Annotated in this window: 10 protein-coding genes and 1 tRNA gene; 6 read left to right on the plus strand and 5 right to left on the minus strand. The window is 42.6% G+C overall.

Translation table 11 applies throughout. From position 1 onward, the window contains the following. Positions 1-242: 242 nt before the first annotated feature. Genes QWZ17_RS29485 through QWZ17_RS29495 form a run of 3 tightly spaced genes read left to right on the plus strand, consistent with a single transcriptional unit; the run spans position 243 to position 6,446 of the window. The gene (locus QWZ17_RS29485) at positions 243-1,481 is read left to right on the plus strand and encodes a DUF6361 family protein (RefSeq protein WP_290308953.1); all 1,239 of its coding nucleotides are present in this window, start codon (positions 243-245) and stop codon (positions 1,479-1,481) included. After that, positions 1,465-3,270: a phospholipase D family protein gene (locus QWZ17_RS29490; RefSeq protein ID WP_290308954.1), complete on the plus strand. Its 1,806-nt coding sequence runs from the start codon at positions 1,465-1,467 to the stop codon at positions 3,268-3,270. The genes QWZ17_RS29485 and QWZ17_RS29490 overlap by 17 nt, the downstream gene beginning before the upstream one ends. Next, entirely contained in the window at positions 3,267-6,446 is a 3,180-nt protein-coding gene (locus tag QWZ17_RS29495; protein ID WP_290308955.1) for a DEAD/DEAH box-containing ATP-dependent helicase, read from the plus strand. The genes QWZ17_RS29490 and QWZ17_RS29495 overlap by 4 nt, the downstream gene beginning before the upstream one ends. On the opposite strand, the gene QWZ17_RS29500 is transcribed toward QWZ17_RS29495, so the two are convergent. The 5 genes from QWZ17_RS29500 to hscB all read right to left on the minus strand — a co-directional run bounded on the left by QWZ17_RS29500 (position 6,418) and on the right by hscB (position 14,421). Further along, positions 6,418-6,654, minus strand: a complete 237-nt coding sequence (locus QWZ17_RS29500; protein ID WP_290308956.1) for a PDDEXK family nuclease — start codon at positions 6,652-6,654, stop codon at positions 6,418-6,420. The two genes, QWZ17_RS29495 and QWZ17_RS29500, sit on opposite strands and share 29 nt — an antisense overlap. A 580-nt stretch (positions 6,655-7,234) precedes the next feature. Then, positions 7,235-8,860 (minus strand): hypothetical protein, encoded by a 1,626-nt coding sequence (locus QWZ17_RS29505; protein ID WP_290308957.1) that lies wholly within the window; start codon positions 8,858-8,860, stop codon positions 7,235-7,237. Between the two features lie 731 nt (positions 8,861-9,591). After that, entirely contained in the window at positions 9,592-12,705 is a 3,114-nt protein-coding gene (locus QWZ17_RS29510; protein WP_290308958.1) for an ABC transporter permease, read from the minus strand. Positions 12,706-13,788: 1,083 nt separating this feature from the next. Beyond that, positions 13,789-13,868, minus strand: a tRNA-Leu gene (locus QWZ17_RS29515). 28 nt (positions 13,869-13,896) lie between these two features. Next, positions 13,897-14,421 carry a Fe-S protein assembly co-chaperone HscB gene (gene hscB / locus QWZ17_RS29520; protein WP_290308959.1) on the minus strand — a complete coding sequence of 175 codons (525 nt, stop codon included), beginning with the start codon at positions 14,419-14,421 and terminating at the stop codon, positions 13,897-13,899. 82 nt (positions 14,422-14,503) lie between these two features. Here hscB and kdsA point away from each other — a divergent pair, with 82 nt between their 5' ends. From kdsA to QWZ17_RS29535, 3 genes are all read left to right on the plus strand, one after another. Continuing rightward, the gene (gene kdsA / locus QWZ17_RS29525) at positions 14,504-15,280 is read left to right on the plus strand and encodes a 3-deoxy-8-phosphooctulonate synthase (RefSeq protein WP_290308960.1); all 777 of its coding nucleotides are present in this window, start codon (positions 14,504-14,506) and stop codon (positions 15,278-15,280) included. Positions 15,281-15,385: 105 nt separating this feature from the next. Beyond that, positions 15,386-16,318 carry a KpsF/GutQ family sugar-phosphate isomerase gene (locus QWZ17_RS29530; protein WP_290308961.1) on the plus strand — a complete coding sequence of 311 codons (933 nt, stop codon included), beginning with the start codon at positions 15,386-15,388 and terminating at the stop codon, positions 16,316-16,318. A gap of 61 nt (positions 16,319-16,379) precedes the next feature. Further along, entirely contained in the window at positions 16,380-17,714 is a 1,335-nt protein-coding gene (locus tag QWZ17_RS29535) for a nucleotide sugar dehydrogenase (RefSeq protein ID WP_290308962.1), read from the plus strand. Positions 17,715-17,857 lie beyond the last annotated feature (143 nt).

A 17,857-nucleotide genomic window follows, 5' to 3' on the forward strand; every position in this document is an offset into this window, starting at 1 on the left:
CACACCTTGGGCTTTCATGTGCTTAAGCACAAACATGGGCAATCTATTATTACTTCACTATCAACGGTTTCTAATAATACCCGTGACTTTCAGGTTAACGACTTGGCCAGATACCGCCAAAACTCTTTATATTTTTCTGAGAATAATCAAACTACCACGCTGATTGGCACAATCAAACATTTCACCCAAAAAACATCTGCCAATACCAGTAGTCAGCTCGAAACTTTTCTAAATTTAACCGCATGAACCATATCGGCTGGCTTGATTATTCCCCGTTGCACCACGACAAAGTGATGCAAGTAATGGATATGTTCAAAGAAACGGGAGTGATCGATGAGCTGGGTTTGGGCACGATAAGGGATACCCTAAGCGACCTGTTTTTTCCAGGGACATCAACTATCCAGACCAAAGCGAAGTACTTCCTGCTCATTCCCTGGATTATCCGTGACATCGAAAAAAGTGGCACGGCTGCCCGATTCTTCGAGGACTTACAACGCGAAGAAATTCATTTCACAAAAATACTGCGCAACAACTCCGGCAATTCCGGTGTAATTGGCGCTACATTAGTGAACGCAAACCCCAAAAGAAAACCTTCCTCCATCTACTGGACCGGTTTGAAACGCTACAATATACTCAGGTTCAGCGGCTCCATCAGGGAGTATAAAAACTATTCGCTTTATCTGGCAGCTAAAAGAAAGCGATTAAAAAAGGAGCTGATCCTTGATGAAAACAAGAAACCGTTGGACGACCGGGACGCGATCTATATCGAGCACGACAATTTATGGAGCCAGCTGCCAGCCCCTCCGCTGGATTGGCGAACCAACCTAAAGATTGAACTCGAATACGAGGAGGCAAAATACCTGAATGAAAAAATAATCAGCAGCAATGACAAAACTTTATGGGCCTTTGCGCTAAAACATTGCCCCTTGGAAGCAGCAAGCTTTTCAGCGATCGATGATTTCTTAGTTATTGAAGGTTTACCTGACCAATTAAAAACTTTGATAAAACTGGCTTCAGATTTTAACAGCATCATGCAAGGAGCAGTGCTCAGGTACAATTACCTGATACAACTAAAAAGGGAAAGCGAGAAAGCGGATCAACTCGAAACCCAGTGGCAGGTTTACCTACAACAAATGACGGACTTCCCATGGCATACCTGGAATACCAAGCACCTATGGCTGCGCTGTCCGGGCATCCGCCAGTCGACCCGGAAATTTGTCGAAGATTGGATTGCACTTGCCAGTGCGGCAGCATTTTCTGAAGGGTTAGCCGATGACCTGATAAAAAAACGCGAAAATAAACTTAAAGGCCCGAACAGGGCGCGACTTAGCAACCTGGCCGTTGCGCAAAAACAAGATACACTTACCGGTATGCGTCTCAGCGATGGGCAAGTTCAATACCTCAACTATCGCTGGCCAATAGCCAGGACATTTTTAACAGACATCAACACGGGAATGAAGAAATATGCTGCAGCCGGATAAAGACAGGTTAGATCTTGGCCTTTTATTGTCGCCACCCATCGGGTTTCAGGTGGATAAAGCGATAGCCACCTGCTATTCGCTCGATCTTGACGCGCTGATCTCCATACCGATAGCGCTTTGCTTCTCCACCACCCTGGAATTCAACGTAACGGAACATATCGTAGAGATCCTGGAAGCCATCCGGCGAACCAGCGAGTCGATCAAAATATATTGCCAAAAAGGGCAGATTAAAGTGCCGCAAAACCAACACCGGCTTTATCATTTTATTGAGAAATGCCTCGTGCAGGTTCCGCCGAAGCCGGAACGGTCTTTTCATCCAAAAGTATGGATAATACGGTTTAAAGGCGAGAACGCCATCCGTTACAGGATCATTGTCATGAGCCGGAACCTGACCTTTGACCGTAGTTGGGATGTTGTATTTCAAGTGGAAGGCGAGGTTCAGCCGGAGAGGAAAAATAGTTATGGCCGTAATCGCCCACTGGTCGATTTTGCGAAATACCTGGTTAACATGTCGCCAGAGGACTGGTCCGCCCAGTTTTTAGCAGATCTCGGAAAAGTACAGTTTACGCTTGACGGGCAAGGCATCGATGAATTTGATTTTCTACCGATGGGCATACCTAAATACAGCGGGGAGGGCTTTTTGTCGGAACGCTATGACCAGCTTGCAGTTGTCAGTCCATTCGTCAGCAAAACAGGGCTTACCTATCTGCTCGGTCATTGCAAGGGCAAACCCACCCTGTTCACCCGCTTGTTTGAGATCAGGAAATTAAAAGACCATATTAAAGAGCGATTGGATATTTACCACCTTGACCACGCCTTCGTTGAAGCGGAAGAAAACATGGAGTCAGATACCAATGAAAACGAGGATCAGCAACACCAAGACCTTCATGCAAAAATCTATTGCGGAAAGTCCGGCTGGAACGCGACACTTTACCTGGGTTCGGCCAACTGCAGCCACAGAGCGCTCACCAGGAATGTGGAATTCATGGTGCGTCTCAAGGGCAGGGATTCAAGGATCGGGCCGAAAGTCTTTTGCGACGAACTGCTCAATACCGGCTGGTTTTTTAAGTACGCACCAAACGATGAAATTACCATAGAAGAAGAAGAATTATGTAACCGGCAGCAATTGCTTCAGGACCTTCGGGTGGAATTTGCCAATATTCTTATCGAAGCAAACGCTGCCCGGCATGAAGAAGGGACTTACTGCATCAACCTGAGAATGGACCTCTCACAGATCACCTGCGACCAACAGATCAAAGCAAGCTGTTACCTGCTCAATGCAGAAAACCATGAGCGCTCCTTACTTTTTGGCGAAATCAATGAATGGGAAGTAAGACATCTCGCCGAGCTAGACCTCAGCAGTTTCCTGATCATCAGGCTCCAGGACAACAAATCTCATGCGGAAAGTGAATTTGCCATAAAGATTATTATTTCAGGTTTGCCGGAAAGCCGGGGAAACCGGATATTCAGTGACATTATATCAAACTCACACCTGTTTTTTAAATATCTCCGCTTCCTGTTAGCTGAAAACTTATGGGAGGAACAGGATTCGGGCTCAACTAATACGGCAACCCAGTTTGGCTTTGGATCAGGACAATTTAATCTTCAGGAAGAGCCTATTTATGAAAATATGCTCAAAGCCATTTCGAGGGAACCTCAAAAGTTATTGGAGATCCGGCAGGTCATGGAGAAAATCGCTTCCGAGGACACCGATGCCGTATCGATCATACCAGCCAACTTTAAAGTTCTTTGGGATATTTTTGAAAACACCCTGTCAACAGTCAAATGAAAAGCCATCACTACACCGATCAGCTAAAAGACTTTCAGCGGGCCACCGTTGATTATGTGTTTGAACGTTTTATAGATGAATTTTCGCCCTGTAACCGTTTTTTGGTCGCCGATGAAGTTGGCTTGGGAAAAACTTTAGTGGCAAGAGGCATTATTCAGCGGTTTTATGACCACTGGAAAGCGCGAGGCAAACAACACCTGAATGTGATCTACATTTGTTCCAACCAAAGCATCGCCAGCCAAAACCTGGACCGTTTGAATATCGAAAAAAGCAACCAGGAAGATTATGGCCGCTTCAACCGAATTAACGACCTTGCCGTTTTCGACCCCGGAAAGCACCGGAACACTTTCCTGCAGCTCACGGCACTTTCCCCCAATACTTCGTTTAAAGTATCCACAGGCGGTGGAATTGTCAAAGAAAGGGCAATCCTGTACGAAATACTTAGAAAGCACCCGGTCTTTAAACGCCGGTATCAAAAACTTTCGGCGATTTTACAGCTGGATGTCAACGATGATACCTGGGCTAGCTGGGTCAGTGGGGCAAACTACCTCGGCAACCAGGTCCGTAAAGAGATCCTCGAGCATTTCAATGCGGCCCTGACCGATGAAAACAGCCTTTATGGTGATCTGGAACGTATCTTATCCTTACCGGCAAAAAAAGCGGACACCAAGCAATTGCGAAGCCTGATCGGGCGTTTAAGACGGCATTTAGCGGCGATCTGCGTTGGTTATTTAAGGCCTGATTTGATCATTATGGATGAGTTTCAGCGCTTCAAAACGTTGATCAGCCTTGACGAGAACAGCGAAGTCCGCATCATTACCGACCCGCTTTTTAACGATCCCCGAATAAACATCCTGCTGCTTTCTGCGACCCCATATAAAATGTACACGCTGCAAAGCGAAGAAGAAAACAATGAGGATCATTTCGAAGAGTTTAAATTCGTCGTGAATTTTCTGTTGAACGACACGGAAAAAGCCCAGGCTTTTGACAGCGCCTGGACTCGTTATTCCAAAGCCCTGCTGAAAATCGGGGACCGGGACTGGAAATTATTGCGACAAGAAAAGTCAGCTGTCGAAGCCCTATTGCGAAAAGTTATCGCCAGGACCGAACGCGTAACGGTCTCAGACGATCATAATACGTTGTTGAAAGCGATAGTACCCAACACACTGGCTGTGTCAACGGCAGATATAACCAATTTCATCGCGCTGGACAGCCTCGCGAAAACGCTTAAAAATGTAAACAGCCCGGTCGAATATTGTAAGTCCTGCCCCTTTCCTCTTTCATTTATGGAAGGCTATCAACTTCAAAAATTAACGCGGCGCGAAATTGATAACGGTAATATCGGCATCAGCCAGGTACTGGCACATCATGAAACCTGTTTTCTTCCCGCCGAACGCCTCGACCAGTTCGAGCCCATCGGATCGCCTAACGCGAAGCTGGCCTATTTATGCCGGGAAACCCTTTACAACGGCGGTGCTGATTTGTTATGGATACCACCTTCCCTGCCTTATTACAGTTTTGGAGCGCCTTTCGCGCGGCAAAGCACCTATTCAAAATTACTGGTTTTCTCCTCCTGGCTTATGGTGCCTAAAATGATCGCCGCCCTCACCTCTTATGAATGTGAAAGATTGAACGAGGAAAACGAAAGCAAAGAAAAAAGAAGCTATTTCGGGCAAGCGGAAAGGGCCAGGTCCCGACTGCGGGTTGTCAATGATAATAAAGGGTTTCGAACGCTGCCGGCTTACGCGATCATGTATCCGTGCATGACCTTGAGCCATTGCTGGCAACCCAGTGCCGATCTAAGAGACCAGCAGCAGCTTCTGCAGGAAATAGCCGCTGAGATCGCTGAACAAATTTCAGCCGTCGACATTGCACCCTATATTTCGGGGGAAGGCAGGAAAAATGATGAACGCTGGCCCTTGATCTACATGCTATTATTGGACAGAAAAGACCATAAGCGCCAGCTGAAACGGATCGAATCCCAACATTCCCACTATGAGTGGGCTAGTTTTCGCCACGACAAGGATGATAGTAGCGCAGCGACAGAATATTATAAAAAGGTTTTTGAAGACATTTTATTCAGCGACAATCCTGCGGAAGTACTGGTAGAACTTAAGCTGGGTGCACCGTCGTTTGACGTGCATATTCAGCTGGCAAAGCTGGCCCTGGGATCCCCCGCCATTTGCAGCTTCCGGCTAATAAATGCCTATTGCGGCCCGGACGAGTCACTCTCTTATCTGCCGTTTTACGGCGGTTATCAAATCGCTGACGCTTTTCGGAAATTTTATAACTCGCCCGAGCACACCGCTGTGGTAGACCAGCAAGGTTTTGATGGCGCCTATTGGCAAAACTTGGTACAATACAACATCGCTGGTAATTTCCAGGCCATGCTGGATGAATATACCGACGCGCTTAAAGACCACTTTGGTTTATGGGATTATTCGATGGCAGAAAAAGTAGGCAAGCTCATCACGCTGATCAGTGAGAACCTGGGATTACGAACCGTAAACGTTACGGGACATACCTATGAAAGTTTTATGACTAACGAAAGCCCAAAGCATTTCCGCTGTCATTTTGCTGTCGCCCTCAACCAGTCCTTCGACCGTGAGCAGGAAGTTATGCGTGCTGATGCGGTGAGAAACGCCTTTAATTCACCTTTCCGGCCCTTTGTATTGGCCACTACATCCGTAGGGCAGGAAGGTTTGGACTTTCACCTGTATTGCCGGAAGATCATGCATTGGAATCTGCCCGCAAATCCCGTGGATTTTGAACAGCGGGAAGGGCGCATCAACCGGTTCAAAAACCTGGCGATCCGCCAAAATATCGCTGTCAAGTACCGGAATGCGCTCAATACAACCTCCATTGCCGATTTCTGGCCGCAGTTATTCGAATTAGCCGCTGCCTGTGAGAAAGGTAAAAAATCAGATCTCGTGCCCTTCTGGCATGTGGAACCCGAGGGTATTTATATTGAGCGCCATGCGCCCGTGATACCTTACAGCAAGGAGGTCGCCAAGCTACGTAACCTGCTTAAAACGATCTCCCTCTACCGCCTATCGCTTGGGCAGCCTAGACAGGAAGAGCTGATTGAATTTTTGCTAAATGAATTTAATGACGAGGAGATCAACAAAATACAAACTGAACTGCTCATTAACCTATCGCCGTATGATTTTGCCTGAAAATATTTTCCACCTCATCTATTTCGGTAATTGAAGGGCGGTGCGTAAAGACCCCGGTGGTTTCGCCACTCCGCACACCTCTCAAAAATAGATAAATTACACCACCACAATGCCGGTCATAATCAAACCCAGTCAAACGCAAAGCCAGGTATTTTTTTAACGCCACCGCGTACAGCAAATACTGTAAATAATAATGTTGATGATCCATGGCCCTCATTAAGCGTTCAGGCATATAAGCCGCTACATCTTAACCTAAAAAGTTCGACTTCCAGTCCAGTAGGTAATATTTACCGTTCAACTCAAAAAACAGGTGATCTTCCCGTTCATTATTCCCTACAATTCCCGGTCCTCCCCCGAACCCAGCAGGCCAAGCTCCAGGTTATTAAAGGTTTCCTCCGGAAAATCAAACTTCCTTTTGCTTCTTTTCTTTTAAAAGAAAAGAAGTTTCTATACTGCAGTTTTCCAAAACGTTGGCACCCTGATTTTTTAATATTATGTTAAGTAGAGACAAACCTTATTATGTCACTCCAACCAAATCATATTGTTGAAAAAGAGAAACTTACCTCAAATTAAGACGCAGCAAGTAGCCGCAAGTCCTCTAAAAAGGGGCTCGAAAACGTTCCCCTACGGGCTGCCAAGCTGCATTTCAAAAGTAGGGTGCTTTTTGTTTTGCAGCAGATGCGATATACAGTATAGGTAGTTCGAAATTGAAAACCTCGAACTATTGGGAATAATTCAATTCCGATTTTTTTTTTATTAACTATTCATTATAAAAATATGAGAATGCTTTAATTATACCAAACTCCATTAAAAGCTTGTATATCATGTTTGGACTCTGTGTGGATTTCAAAAAAAGTAATTCGGTCAGTGTCTCGTTTTACATGGCCTTTCACTTTTAACTTTTTGCCAATTTTCCAATGTTCGAATCTATCGTCATTTTTATTGTTGGATTGACGTACTATATGCTCAATACGAATGTATCGCAAATGATTTATGTTATGTTTACCATCTAAATTATACACCAAACCGTTCACTGTAACTTTTTCTAATTTTAGATCGAAGCTTACATACCCATCGCCTCCATGACTTGGTTTGTTCACTAAAACTCCAACAACTTCAGCATTGTTAACAGGCCCTGGTTCCCAACCCGAAACATTTTGGTCTTTGAATAATGGAGTGGTAACTCTCGAAATTTCTTCATCATCAGAAGTACTTGAATCTGGCTTGTTTACCCTTAAACCATTAACGAATTTATCTTCATTGCTGATATTATGCACATAACATATCCATGAAGGGTGGCCCTGTTTTAACCTCTTATCTATATGAAAACTCTTAAGTTCAATGCCATTGACAATTATTGTTATCTCTTCTGGCTTCCATTGGTTAATTCTTGGAATTTCATCAAATGGAAGGTGTGGTAAATTATTTTTTATAAAATCGTTTAATTGCGTAAGATTGTTAGACGCGTTTTCTAAGGCAATTCGTGAACTTACATATTCTAAATCTGATTGCTTTTTTTGAATTAAAGTGGCAAATCGAAGGGATTCTGCCAATGTTTTTGCTTGCAATGCAGCCGACCTTTGAATCCCAGCCGCCTGCAAATCAGCTTGTAGATTATTTTCTTGCTTGGTCAAATTAGTCAAGTAGGTTAAAGCCGCACTAGGCTTAGAGTCTATGTGAACTATTCGGTCAATAATCGCGGGGTGAGGAACTCCCCATTTAAAACTTACACCCATGATGTTTTCCACTCGACGAATTAATTGTGGTTTATATTTTTCAGGATTTGCAATTAGATCATTGTTTAAATCGATGATTCGATTTTTTAAAAACTTTATATCTGTAGAAATTTTGGTGATCTGTGATGTCGAGTTTAAAATTATTTTGTCTTCGTCAATAATTTTTTTGGTTTGTTTATCTATTAATTCTTGCTGAACTTGTATTAAATCTTGTTTTTGATTCAACAGATTTTTAGCAGTTTCTACTTTTTTTTGATAATCTGACACCAAATCAATTGGGCCTAAAAGTTGATTTATAATCATTCCAGAAACGTCATCTGGTGCATTTGTAATTCCTCCAATTTCTTTTTTAAAAGGTGCCGAAATTCCCTTTTTTTCTATCCTTAATTGTGTTATGTCTTCTACATATAAAGGAATGTTTTCTTTAACAAGCGAAACATTTTCATCTATATTATTAGGATCGAAAGCAATTGTAACCGTCTCTCCTTTACTAAATCCTTTAGTGTATTTCCATGCTTTAGGCCCAATGTCAAACCAAACGTCATTAGAAGTTCCTGAAAGGATATCATTACTTGTTTTTACCTTAAATTGTAATTTTTTCACTATGTCATGCGGTTGCAATTGACTAAACGCCAAAAAAGGTGTTAGCCCTAAAAGGAGTAATACAAATTTCCTCATTATTTATAATAGTAATTAAAATTAAAAATACTTTAAATATTGAAATTAACCTCGTTAATAAAATATTGGCCTCCATGATAATTAAAAAGCAAGTATCATTATTTTTAATGTCTTAGAGTATGTTTTACGGCTAAAAAAATGTGAAGTAGCATAGTAGTAAACACTGCTCAAAGAAGGCATATTATGCCAACGAGTTATGGACAATTTTTGATTCCCAATGAGACTTATTTATAGATTTAGATATCGTGCCATTTAGCCGGTAGAGGAATCGAATCCCATTTAAGCAACCTTTAAAACATTCAATTGCACTATTAAATGGTTCAAATTACGTGAAGTCTGGGGACAGCCAGGAGTAATCATCTCAATGTGACATATTTCTCCCCCGATTGGGTATAATTCGAACCATTTAACGGAGCAATTAGACCTTTTAAGCAATTTACAAATCGCCTAAATATTTCTTTACAGCTCTTTATGGCAAATATTATACTTACTATTAATCATAAATTAACCATGAACTATATTAACAAAGATTACGAATTTTATCAGGCCGTGTTCAATTAAATTTTTTAAAACCATTAATAATTCTTTTAATGGGTAAAACTGTAAATAACTCGAATTTGAGAAATTTATGGTAAAAATTCGAACCAAGATAAATATCACTTTTTGACCATTGGTGTTACATTCCCAGCGGCTGAAATCTTAAAGTTCTATCTCTATTTATTTACAACAGTTCATTCATTCCTCAAACTCTTAACCGGGTTCATCATTGCGGCCTTAATCGACTGAAAGCTAATGGTCATTAGGGCAATAGCAATTGCCACCATGCCTGATAAGGCAAACATCCACCAGCTTATCGTAATGCGGTAAACAAAATTTTGCAGCCAACGGTCCAGCAAATACCAGGCGAAAGGAGATGCTAATACCAATGCAATCAGCACCAGCACAACGAAATCTTTGGAGAGCATCATGGTAATATTGGTTACGCTTGCCCCAAGCACTTTTCTTATGCCTATCTCTGCCGTTCTTCTTTTGGTGGTGAATATGGTCAGTCCAAATAAGCCAATACAGGAAATAAAGATAACCATCAATGTCGCTGCATTAATCAGTTTTGCCGTCCGGTAATCCTTTTCATACAAAAGTTCTATCGATTCATCAAAAAACCGAAGGTCAAATACTTCTCCCGGATACATAGCTTTCCATGATTTTTCGACCTGTGCCAGGATTACCTTCAGCGCAGCAGAATGTTTTCCACTGACCGCCAGCTTAATGGCAATATCCTGCTGCATACTTGGAATATTCACAATACAGACAGGTTTGATGGTTTCGTGAAAGGACTTTTCATGAAAATCAGCAACTACGCCCACAATAGGATAAGGTTTGTTTTGATAAAGCAGCATTTTTCCGATAGCTTCCCGTGGTTCATGGAGCCCTAGCAGGTGCAAAAAAGTTTCATTAATGACATACTCCTTTAGACTGTCCGCGGGTAAAAGGTTTCGTCCGGCAAGCAGCTTCATGCCGTACAGCGACAAATAATGCGGGTCACTTGATAATTCAGGTATCCGGGTTTCAATTCCGTTTATCCCATCCAATTTAAGTGCAATGTTACCATCTCTGCCGTCCATAGGCGTATACTGCTCACTGGCTACCATGCTGACGCCCGGGATTTGTCTCAACTGCTGGGCCAGTATATTCAATTGTTTTGCCGGAGCCTTACGGCTGGTTGGCAGGATGACGATGGCATCGGTATTGAAGCCCATGGCCTTACCTTGGGTATAACTTAACTGCTGATGGACGACCAAGCTGCCAATGATAAAAACCAGTGACAGTGTGAACTGGAAAACAATTAGTCCCTCTCTCAGCCACGAGTGTCCGCTACCGGGTGTTGCGGTACCTCTCAGGCTCAAAGCCGGGGCGTTCGCTGACAAGGTTCTTGCCGGGTATAGCCCCGCAAACAAGCAAGTGACCAGCGTTATTGACAATATGAAAAGCAGGGTATTGGATTCCAGCAACTTGAAGGCGACCCCCTGGGGAATAAACGCTTTAAATGCGGAAAGTACCGGGTTGACCGATAGCAGGGCAATGATCAGGGCGAAGAAAGTGACCAGGAATGTTTCTATCAGGAATTGCAGCATGATACCTGTCTTGCTGCTGCCCATGATTTTCCTAACCCCCATTTCCCGGGTGCGCTGGATGGATTGGGCGGTAGCCAGGTTGACGAAATTGATCAGGGCCAGCAGTAGGATGAATACGGCGGCACCAATCATTCCATAAACAATAGGGAGGTCAGCGGTACGGATCGGGTTTTCGACAACATTTGCATCAAAGTGCACTTTGTTAATGGCTTCCAGCCACAGGTTTAGTTTGACATCCGGATTTTTCGGGGCATAGGCTTTAACGATAGCTGCAAAACCGGCATTGACCTTGTCCTGGCTTGTACCCGGGGCCAATTTAACAAAGGCCTGTGTAGACATGTGGTTCCAATCATCTGCAAAAACCTTTTTCAGGAAGCTATTTTGAACAGTGCTGTAAGAAATAAAATCAGTAAAGGCAAAATCTGTGTTTTTCTTCCAGTCTTCAACAATTCCCGAGATCTGTACACGAAGCGAATCGTCATAGATGATTTCCCGGCCAAGAAGGGTTGCCGGATCAACATTACCGAAATATTTTTGCGCACGGCTCAGGGCAAGCACGACTTTATAGGGCTGATTCAATGCGTTATGCTCATTTCCGGCAAGCCAGCGGTAACTGAATATTTTGAAATATTGCGGCTCTGCCACTATCGTGCCCGGATAGTACGCTCCATCAATGGAACTGTCAAACTTTTTGACCGGCTTATTGCCATCAGGCACCCCTATTTTGGCGTAGTACATACTCACTGCGGAAATCGCTTCAACGCCGGGAAGTTCGCGGCGGGCGGCGGCGACTGAGGAATAGGGTACTTTACTCATTATATCCTGATCGCCCGCAGCAAAATGGGAGGTGGTCATTACACGGAAGATACGATCCTTGTCTGGATGGAAGGTGTCAAAACTGAGTTCGTAACTGGATATCAGGTAAATGGCTATGCAGGCGCATATCCCCAATGAAAGTCCGAGGATATTAATTGAAGTGTACATCTTATTGCGCCAAAGGATGCGCCAGGCTGTTTTAAAATAATTCCGTATCATCATATTACGTTTTAATGTTTCAGTTGCCCAATGTGATGGGCTTTCTGAACGCAATATTACTGGCTGTATTCGCGGCAGAACTGCCAACTTATCAATTGGCAGTTCTTTCCTCAGGCTATTTTTGTATTCTAGAGGGGTTTTACCCGTCATCTCTTTGAAAACGCGATGGAAAGTCCTTTGAGAATTAAACCCCGACTCGTAGGCAATCCCCAGCAGTGTCAGCCTGTCATAAGATGGGTCCCGCATTTTTTGGGCAATTTCACGAACCCGGAATTCATTTATAAAATCGCTGAAGTTTTTTTCCAGTCCAATGTTCATGATACGGGACAAATCATGCGGATGAATCATCAGTTTCACCGCCAATGTGGCCAATGTCAATTCAGCATCCCCGTAAAGACGGTTTACAGCTACTGCTTCTTTTAGCCTCCGGCCTTTCTCCCTTGCATCCGACCGGTCAGTTATTGGCATTGTCAGCTGATTGCCAATATCCGGTTTAATAATTGCTTCTACGGTAATCCCGATCAGAATGAAGGCAACTGCAAACCAAAAAATATCATTAACCAGCGCAAAAACGCAGCATAAGCCAAGCAGTACAAATGCGTGCTCAAGCCCCCGAAAAGCTAAACGCGGTCTATCCATCAACACCGGGCGTAACCGGCTGTAGAAATCCTGTATCATCAGGTGGGACAGGTACAAATAGATGATGACCGAAATTGAAATGACCCAGGTTGGCATCCAAAATCCGACAAGTAAGGGGCAAAAATGTAGAATATCTTTCCGGTTGAACCGCAGGTAAGGGAATGTTAGTTGCCTCGTATAAATATAGAACAGCGGACCCAGGGCCGGTAAAAAAAGGTATGTAAGCCCACCAGTCTTAAGTACGACCACTGCTAAGGCAAAACTTAAAAACAGGTTACCCTTTTGGCTGGTCCTCTTAGAGATTCCTAAAAGCAACGCAAGTGTCAGCCCAGTGAACAGGGTTCCCAGAGAGGTTATGTCATACGGGCTGATATGGAGTGGAAAGAGTCTCAAGCAACGCAATATTGTCAATCATCGTTCCAAATTTATAAAATACTGACAAATAGTGCATTAATAACTAATCGAAATAGATGGCGTACCAAAAGCGAACGGGGGAACGTCCGTTTTTAAGAAAAATGACCCGCCCGGAAGTGGCTATATTGGATTTTGATAATCTTGGAATAAACTACAAAGGTTATCTTTTTTAAGAAAACACTAAAAGAGTTGTTGCTTGTTCATCGTGTTGAAATGTGTGAATTTCATATTAGCCTTCCCTGTTAAAATATCTCCGACTTAGATAAAAAAACAGTTCTGTTTCGTTTGGTTATTGATCGCCTGTTCTTGACTTCGTTATCCCACTCGGTTAAAGTAATGGGACGTAGTTTATGGCTAAATAATTAGAAAATAAATAAAATGTAATTGGTTAATTTGGGGTCAGAGACTGAGCTCGATTCAAGGCAACCTTAAAACGACAAAGCAGCCAGCCTTTTTAAATCATCTATGAAATGGTTCGAAAACTGCACAGTTGGGTGCACAAAAGCGAATAACGAAAGTTGTTCGCTTTTTTTGTTTATATGCCCCTAAATGCAATCTACAAAACTGGCCGTCCGTTTTTTTATTTCCTCACAAATATTCTGATTGATTCGCTATAAATATCGCGCTGATAAGGTGTAAGAAACGGATGCGAGCAGAAATTCAAATTGAATATAAAACAACAAAGCCTTAGATTTCTCTAAGGCTTTGTACCCAGCGCCGGAGTCGAACCGGCACGGTTTCCCACAGGTGTTTGAGACCAGCGCGTCTACCAATTCCGCCAGCTGGGCATGCTCTGCTGTTTTGATCAATGATCTCTTACAGGCGGGCTGCAAATGTATCTAAACTCTCCTTAATTCGCAACAGATATTTTTGTTTATAGTAAATATCTGCAATTTTTATCCTTCGCTGCTGCTGCGCGATATGATCAAGTTGGGTGTAATCGTGGGTGAGTTTTAGTAGCTGGTCGTTTATATCGCTCTCAAAAGCAAGTACTTCTGTCGATATTTTTCCAAGTTCTCCGGCATCCTCGGCTTCCATCAGGCGTTCGTTAATATCCATCATTTCCATTAAAAAATCTGATGGTAATTGTGGTTTTGCACCCTCAGATACCAGGTCATGGAGCTTTAAGATGTACTCCATTCTGCGCGCGGGGTCGGTTAAAACCTGGTAAGCTTTGTTATTAAGGGTAGATAATTCTAAAATTTCTTGTTGTTTAGCCTCGTCTTCACCGGCGTAAAAATCGGGATGGTAGAGTTTACTTAACTCGTAGAATTTCTTTTTGAGGGTAGCTGCTTCTACATCAAAAGACTCGGTGATGCCGTAAAATTCAAAATAATTCATAATTGATACAATTATCACCAATTTTATCCAATTCGTGAAATTCGTGTCAGCTTCCTTATCTTTGCCCAATAACCTACATACTATGTTATTTGAGCAAATGCGGCAAAAGCCGTTCTTTATATTGGGTCCATGTGTAATGGAAAACCAGGATTTGTTGTATACCGTGGCCGAAAAAGTTGCAGAAGTTGGCCAAAAATACAACGTACCAGTTGTGTTTAAATCATCTTTTGATAAAGCCAACCGTACTTCAATTCACTCGTACCGTGGTCCTGGAATTGGTAAAGGCATGGAAATGCTTCAAAATGTAAAAGAGAAATTCGGCTTGCCGGTTATTACGGATATCCACGGGCCATTCCAGGCTGCTATAGCTGCCGAGGTAGTTGATGTGTTGCAAATCCCGGCTTTTTTATGCCGTCAAACAGATCTGTTGGTTGCTGCCGCGGAAACCGGCAAAATTGTAAATGTTAAAAAAGCGCAGTTCCTATCAGGTGCCGATATGTTTTACCCTGCTCAAAAAGTTTTGGAGGCTGGTAATACACAGGTTATCCTTACCGAACGTGGCAATATGTATGGTTATAATAACCTTGCTGTTGATTTCAGGAACATTTATGATATGAAGGCTTTTGGGCACCCGGTTTGTATGGATTGTACTCACTCTGTACAGCGCCCTGGCGGTGCTGGAGGTAAAACTGGTGGCGACCGTACTTTTGTGCCTATGATGGCCCTTGCGGCGAAAGCCTTTGGTGCCGACGGCTATTTCATTGAAACCCACCCAGACCCCGATAACGCCCTTAGCGACGGACCGAACATGCTTAAATTGCATGACCTGGATGCTTTAGTAGCTTCGCTGGTAGCCTAACAATGTCTGAATCAGAATTTACAGAATTATTAAATTCTCAGAATTTTGATTAGAATATAATTGAACTATAATTCTGTAAATTCTAAAATCCTGCAATTCTGATCTATGAAGGATATTGCCAAAAGAGTTTTTGATATTGAAATTGAATCGTTGCAACATGTGGCAGCTTTAATTGACGACGAATTTACTAATGCGGTTAATGCGATATTGAATGCTACAGGTAAATTAGTTGTTATCGGTATTGGCAAATCCGGACTTATCGGGAAAAAAATAGCGGCTACATTAGCAAGTACTGGTACTCCAAGCTTCTTTCTGCATCCGGGCGAAGCCTTTCATGGTGATTTAGGTATGGTTAGCAGCAATGATGTAGTGATGCTGATTTCTTATTCGGGCGAAACAGACGAAGTGCTCAGGATCATCCCATTTTTGAAGTGGAACAAAAACCTGATCATCGGCGTTACCGGGAACCCTGGTTCTACAGTAGCAAAAAATAGCGGACATCATTTAAACATTAAAATAGCGCGTGAAGCTTGTCCGCTTGAATTAGCGCCTACGTCATCAACCACTGCAGCGTTGGTAATGGGGGATGCATTGGCAATTGCCTTAATGGAGTGTCGTGATTTTAAGCAACACGATTTTGCCCGCTTTCATCCTGGAGGCAGCCTGGGGCGTAAGTTATTGGTAAAGGTAAAGGAGTTGATGCGTACCGATAAGCTGCCATTTATAAACGAGGACGCGTCTTTTACGGAACTATTACTAAGCATGTCGGCAGGCAGGTTAGGAATGGTCATGGTAGGGGATATTAGCGGTATAAAAGGGGTTGTTACTGATGGTGATTTAAGGCGTGCGCTTTTAAAGCATCCGGATACATCTACGTTAACTATAGCGGATATTATGACCGCCGATCCCATTATTATTGATGGTGAAGAGTTTGCAGGCAAGGCCGAGCAACTGATGATCGAAAAAAAAATAACCACATTGTTAGTTGGTTCGGCTCAAAACAAATCGGTTGTTGGTGTGTACCAGATATACAATTAACCAAATTGAATTTATCGACTATTAAATAAGCATCTATTTAAAATATCTACTTCTGCCAAACATGCTTGATCATTTACCAAATCAATCTCCATCAAAGTTTGAAATTCCCGATGCTACCCGGATAGCAATAATAGGCTTGGGCTACGTTGGCCTGCCATTAGCCGTGGAGTTTGCAAAAAAGTATCCTGTTAAAGGGTTTGATATCAAACAAAGTCGTGTTGATGAATTGAACAATGCCTTTGACCGCACGCTTGAAACAGATACTGAGGTTTTAAAGTCGGTTTTAGGCAGTGATGAAGTGGGAAATGGCCTGGTATTTACATCGCAAGCAGAAGCCATTGCCGATTGTAATGTATACATTATTTCTGTACCTACACCAACAGATATCAATAACCGGCCCGATCTTAGTCTTATTAAAAAGGCAAGTGAATCTGTAGCAGGTGTACTTAAGGTTGGCGATGTAGTTATTTATGAATCAACGGTTTATCCTGGCGTTACCGAAGAGGTTTGTGTGCCGGTACTTGAACGGGTATCAAAGTTAAAATTCAATGGTGAGTTCTTTGCAGGATACTCGCCGGAACGGATTAATCCAGGGGATAAAGTACATACGCTTACTAACATTTTAAAAGTTACTTCAGGTTCAACGCCAGAAACGGCAGACTTTATTGACAAACTTTATCAAAGTATTGTAACTGCGGGTACCCATAAAGCACCAAGTATAAAAGTTGCCGAGGCTTGTAAGGTGATCGAAAACTCTCAGCGCGACATTAATATCGCATTTGTAAACGAATTAGCTAAAATATTCCAGATCATGGGGATTGATACCCATGCTGTTTTGGAAGCTGCCGGTACCAAATGGAATTTTTTAAACTTTAAGCCGGGGCTTGTTGGGGGCCATTGTACCGGGGTAGATCCTTACTATCTGGCACAAAAGGCTCAGGAAGTAGGATACCACCCCGAAATTATTTTAGCGGGCCGAAGGCTTAATGATGGGATGGGTACTTATGTAGCACTTGAAGTTATTAAGTTGATGATCAAAAAAGACATCGCCGTCAAAAACTCAAAGATTTTGGTGCTTGGTTTTACTTTTAAAGAAAATTGCCCCGATGTGCGTAATACCCGGGTAATTGATATTGTGAAAGTTTTAGGCGAGTTTGAAACCTGCTATGAAATTTATGACCCATGGGCCGATCCGGTAGAAGTGGAACAAGAATATGGGATTAAAACCTTTAAAGATTTTAATCAATTATCTGGCAGTTATGACGCTATTATAGTCGCGGTATCTCATCGTGAGTTTTTAAACCTTGATTATAATCAATTGAAAAAGAGTATATCTTCCGTTATATACGATATAAAAGGGGTACTTGATAAAACAATGGTAGATGGTAGGTTGTAGGTACATCAAATTACATACTCTATTTAAAAGAAAATAAGTCATAAATTTCAAATTTGGCTTGGTTGAAATTTCTTATTTTCTAATTTTGCAAACCAAACCCGAACCATTTTGTAACGGATTGTACAATCGATTATCACATTGTT

This window comes from Mucilaginibacter flavus, from assembly GCF_030409315.1.
Taxonomy (GTDB): Bacteria; Bacteroidota; Bacteroidia; order Sphingobacteriales; family Sphingobacteriaceae; genus Mucilaginibacter; species Mucilaginibacter flavus.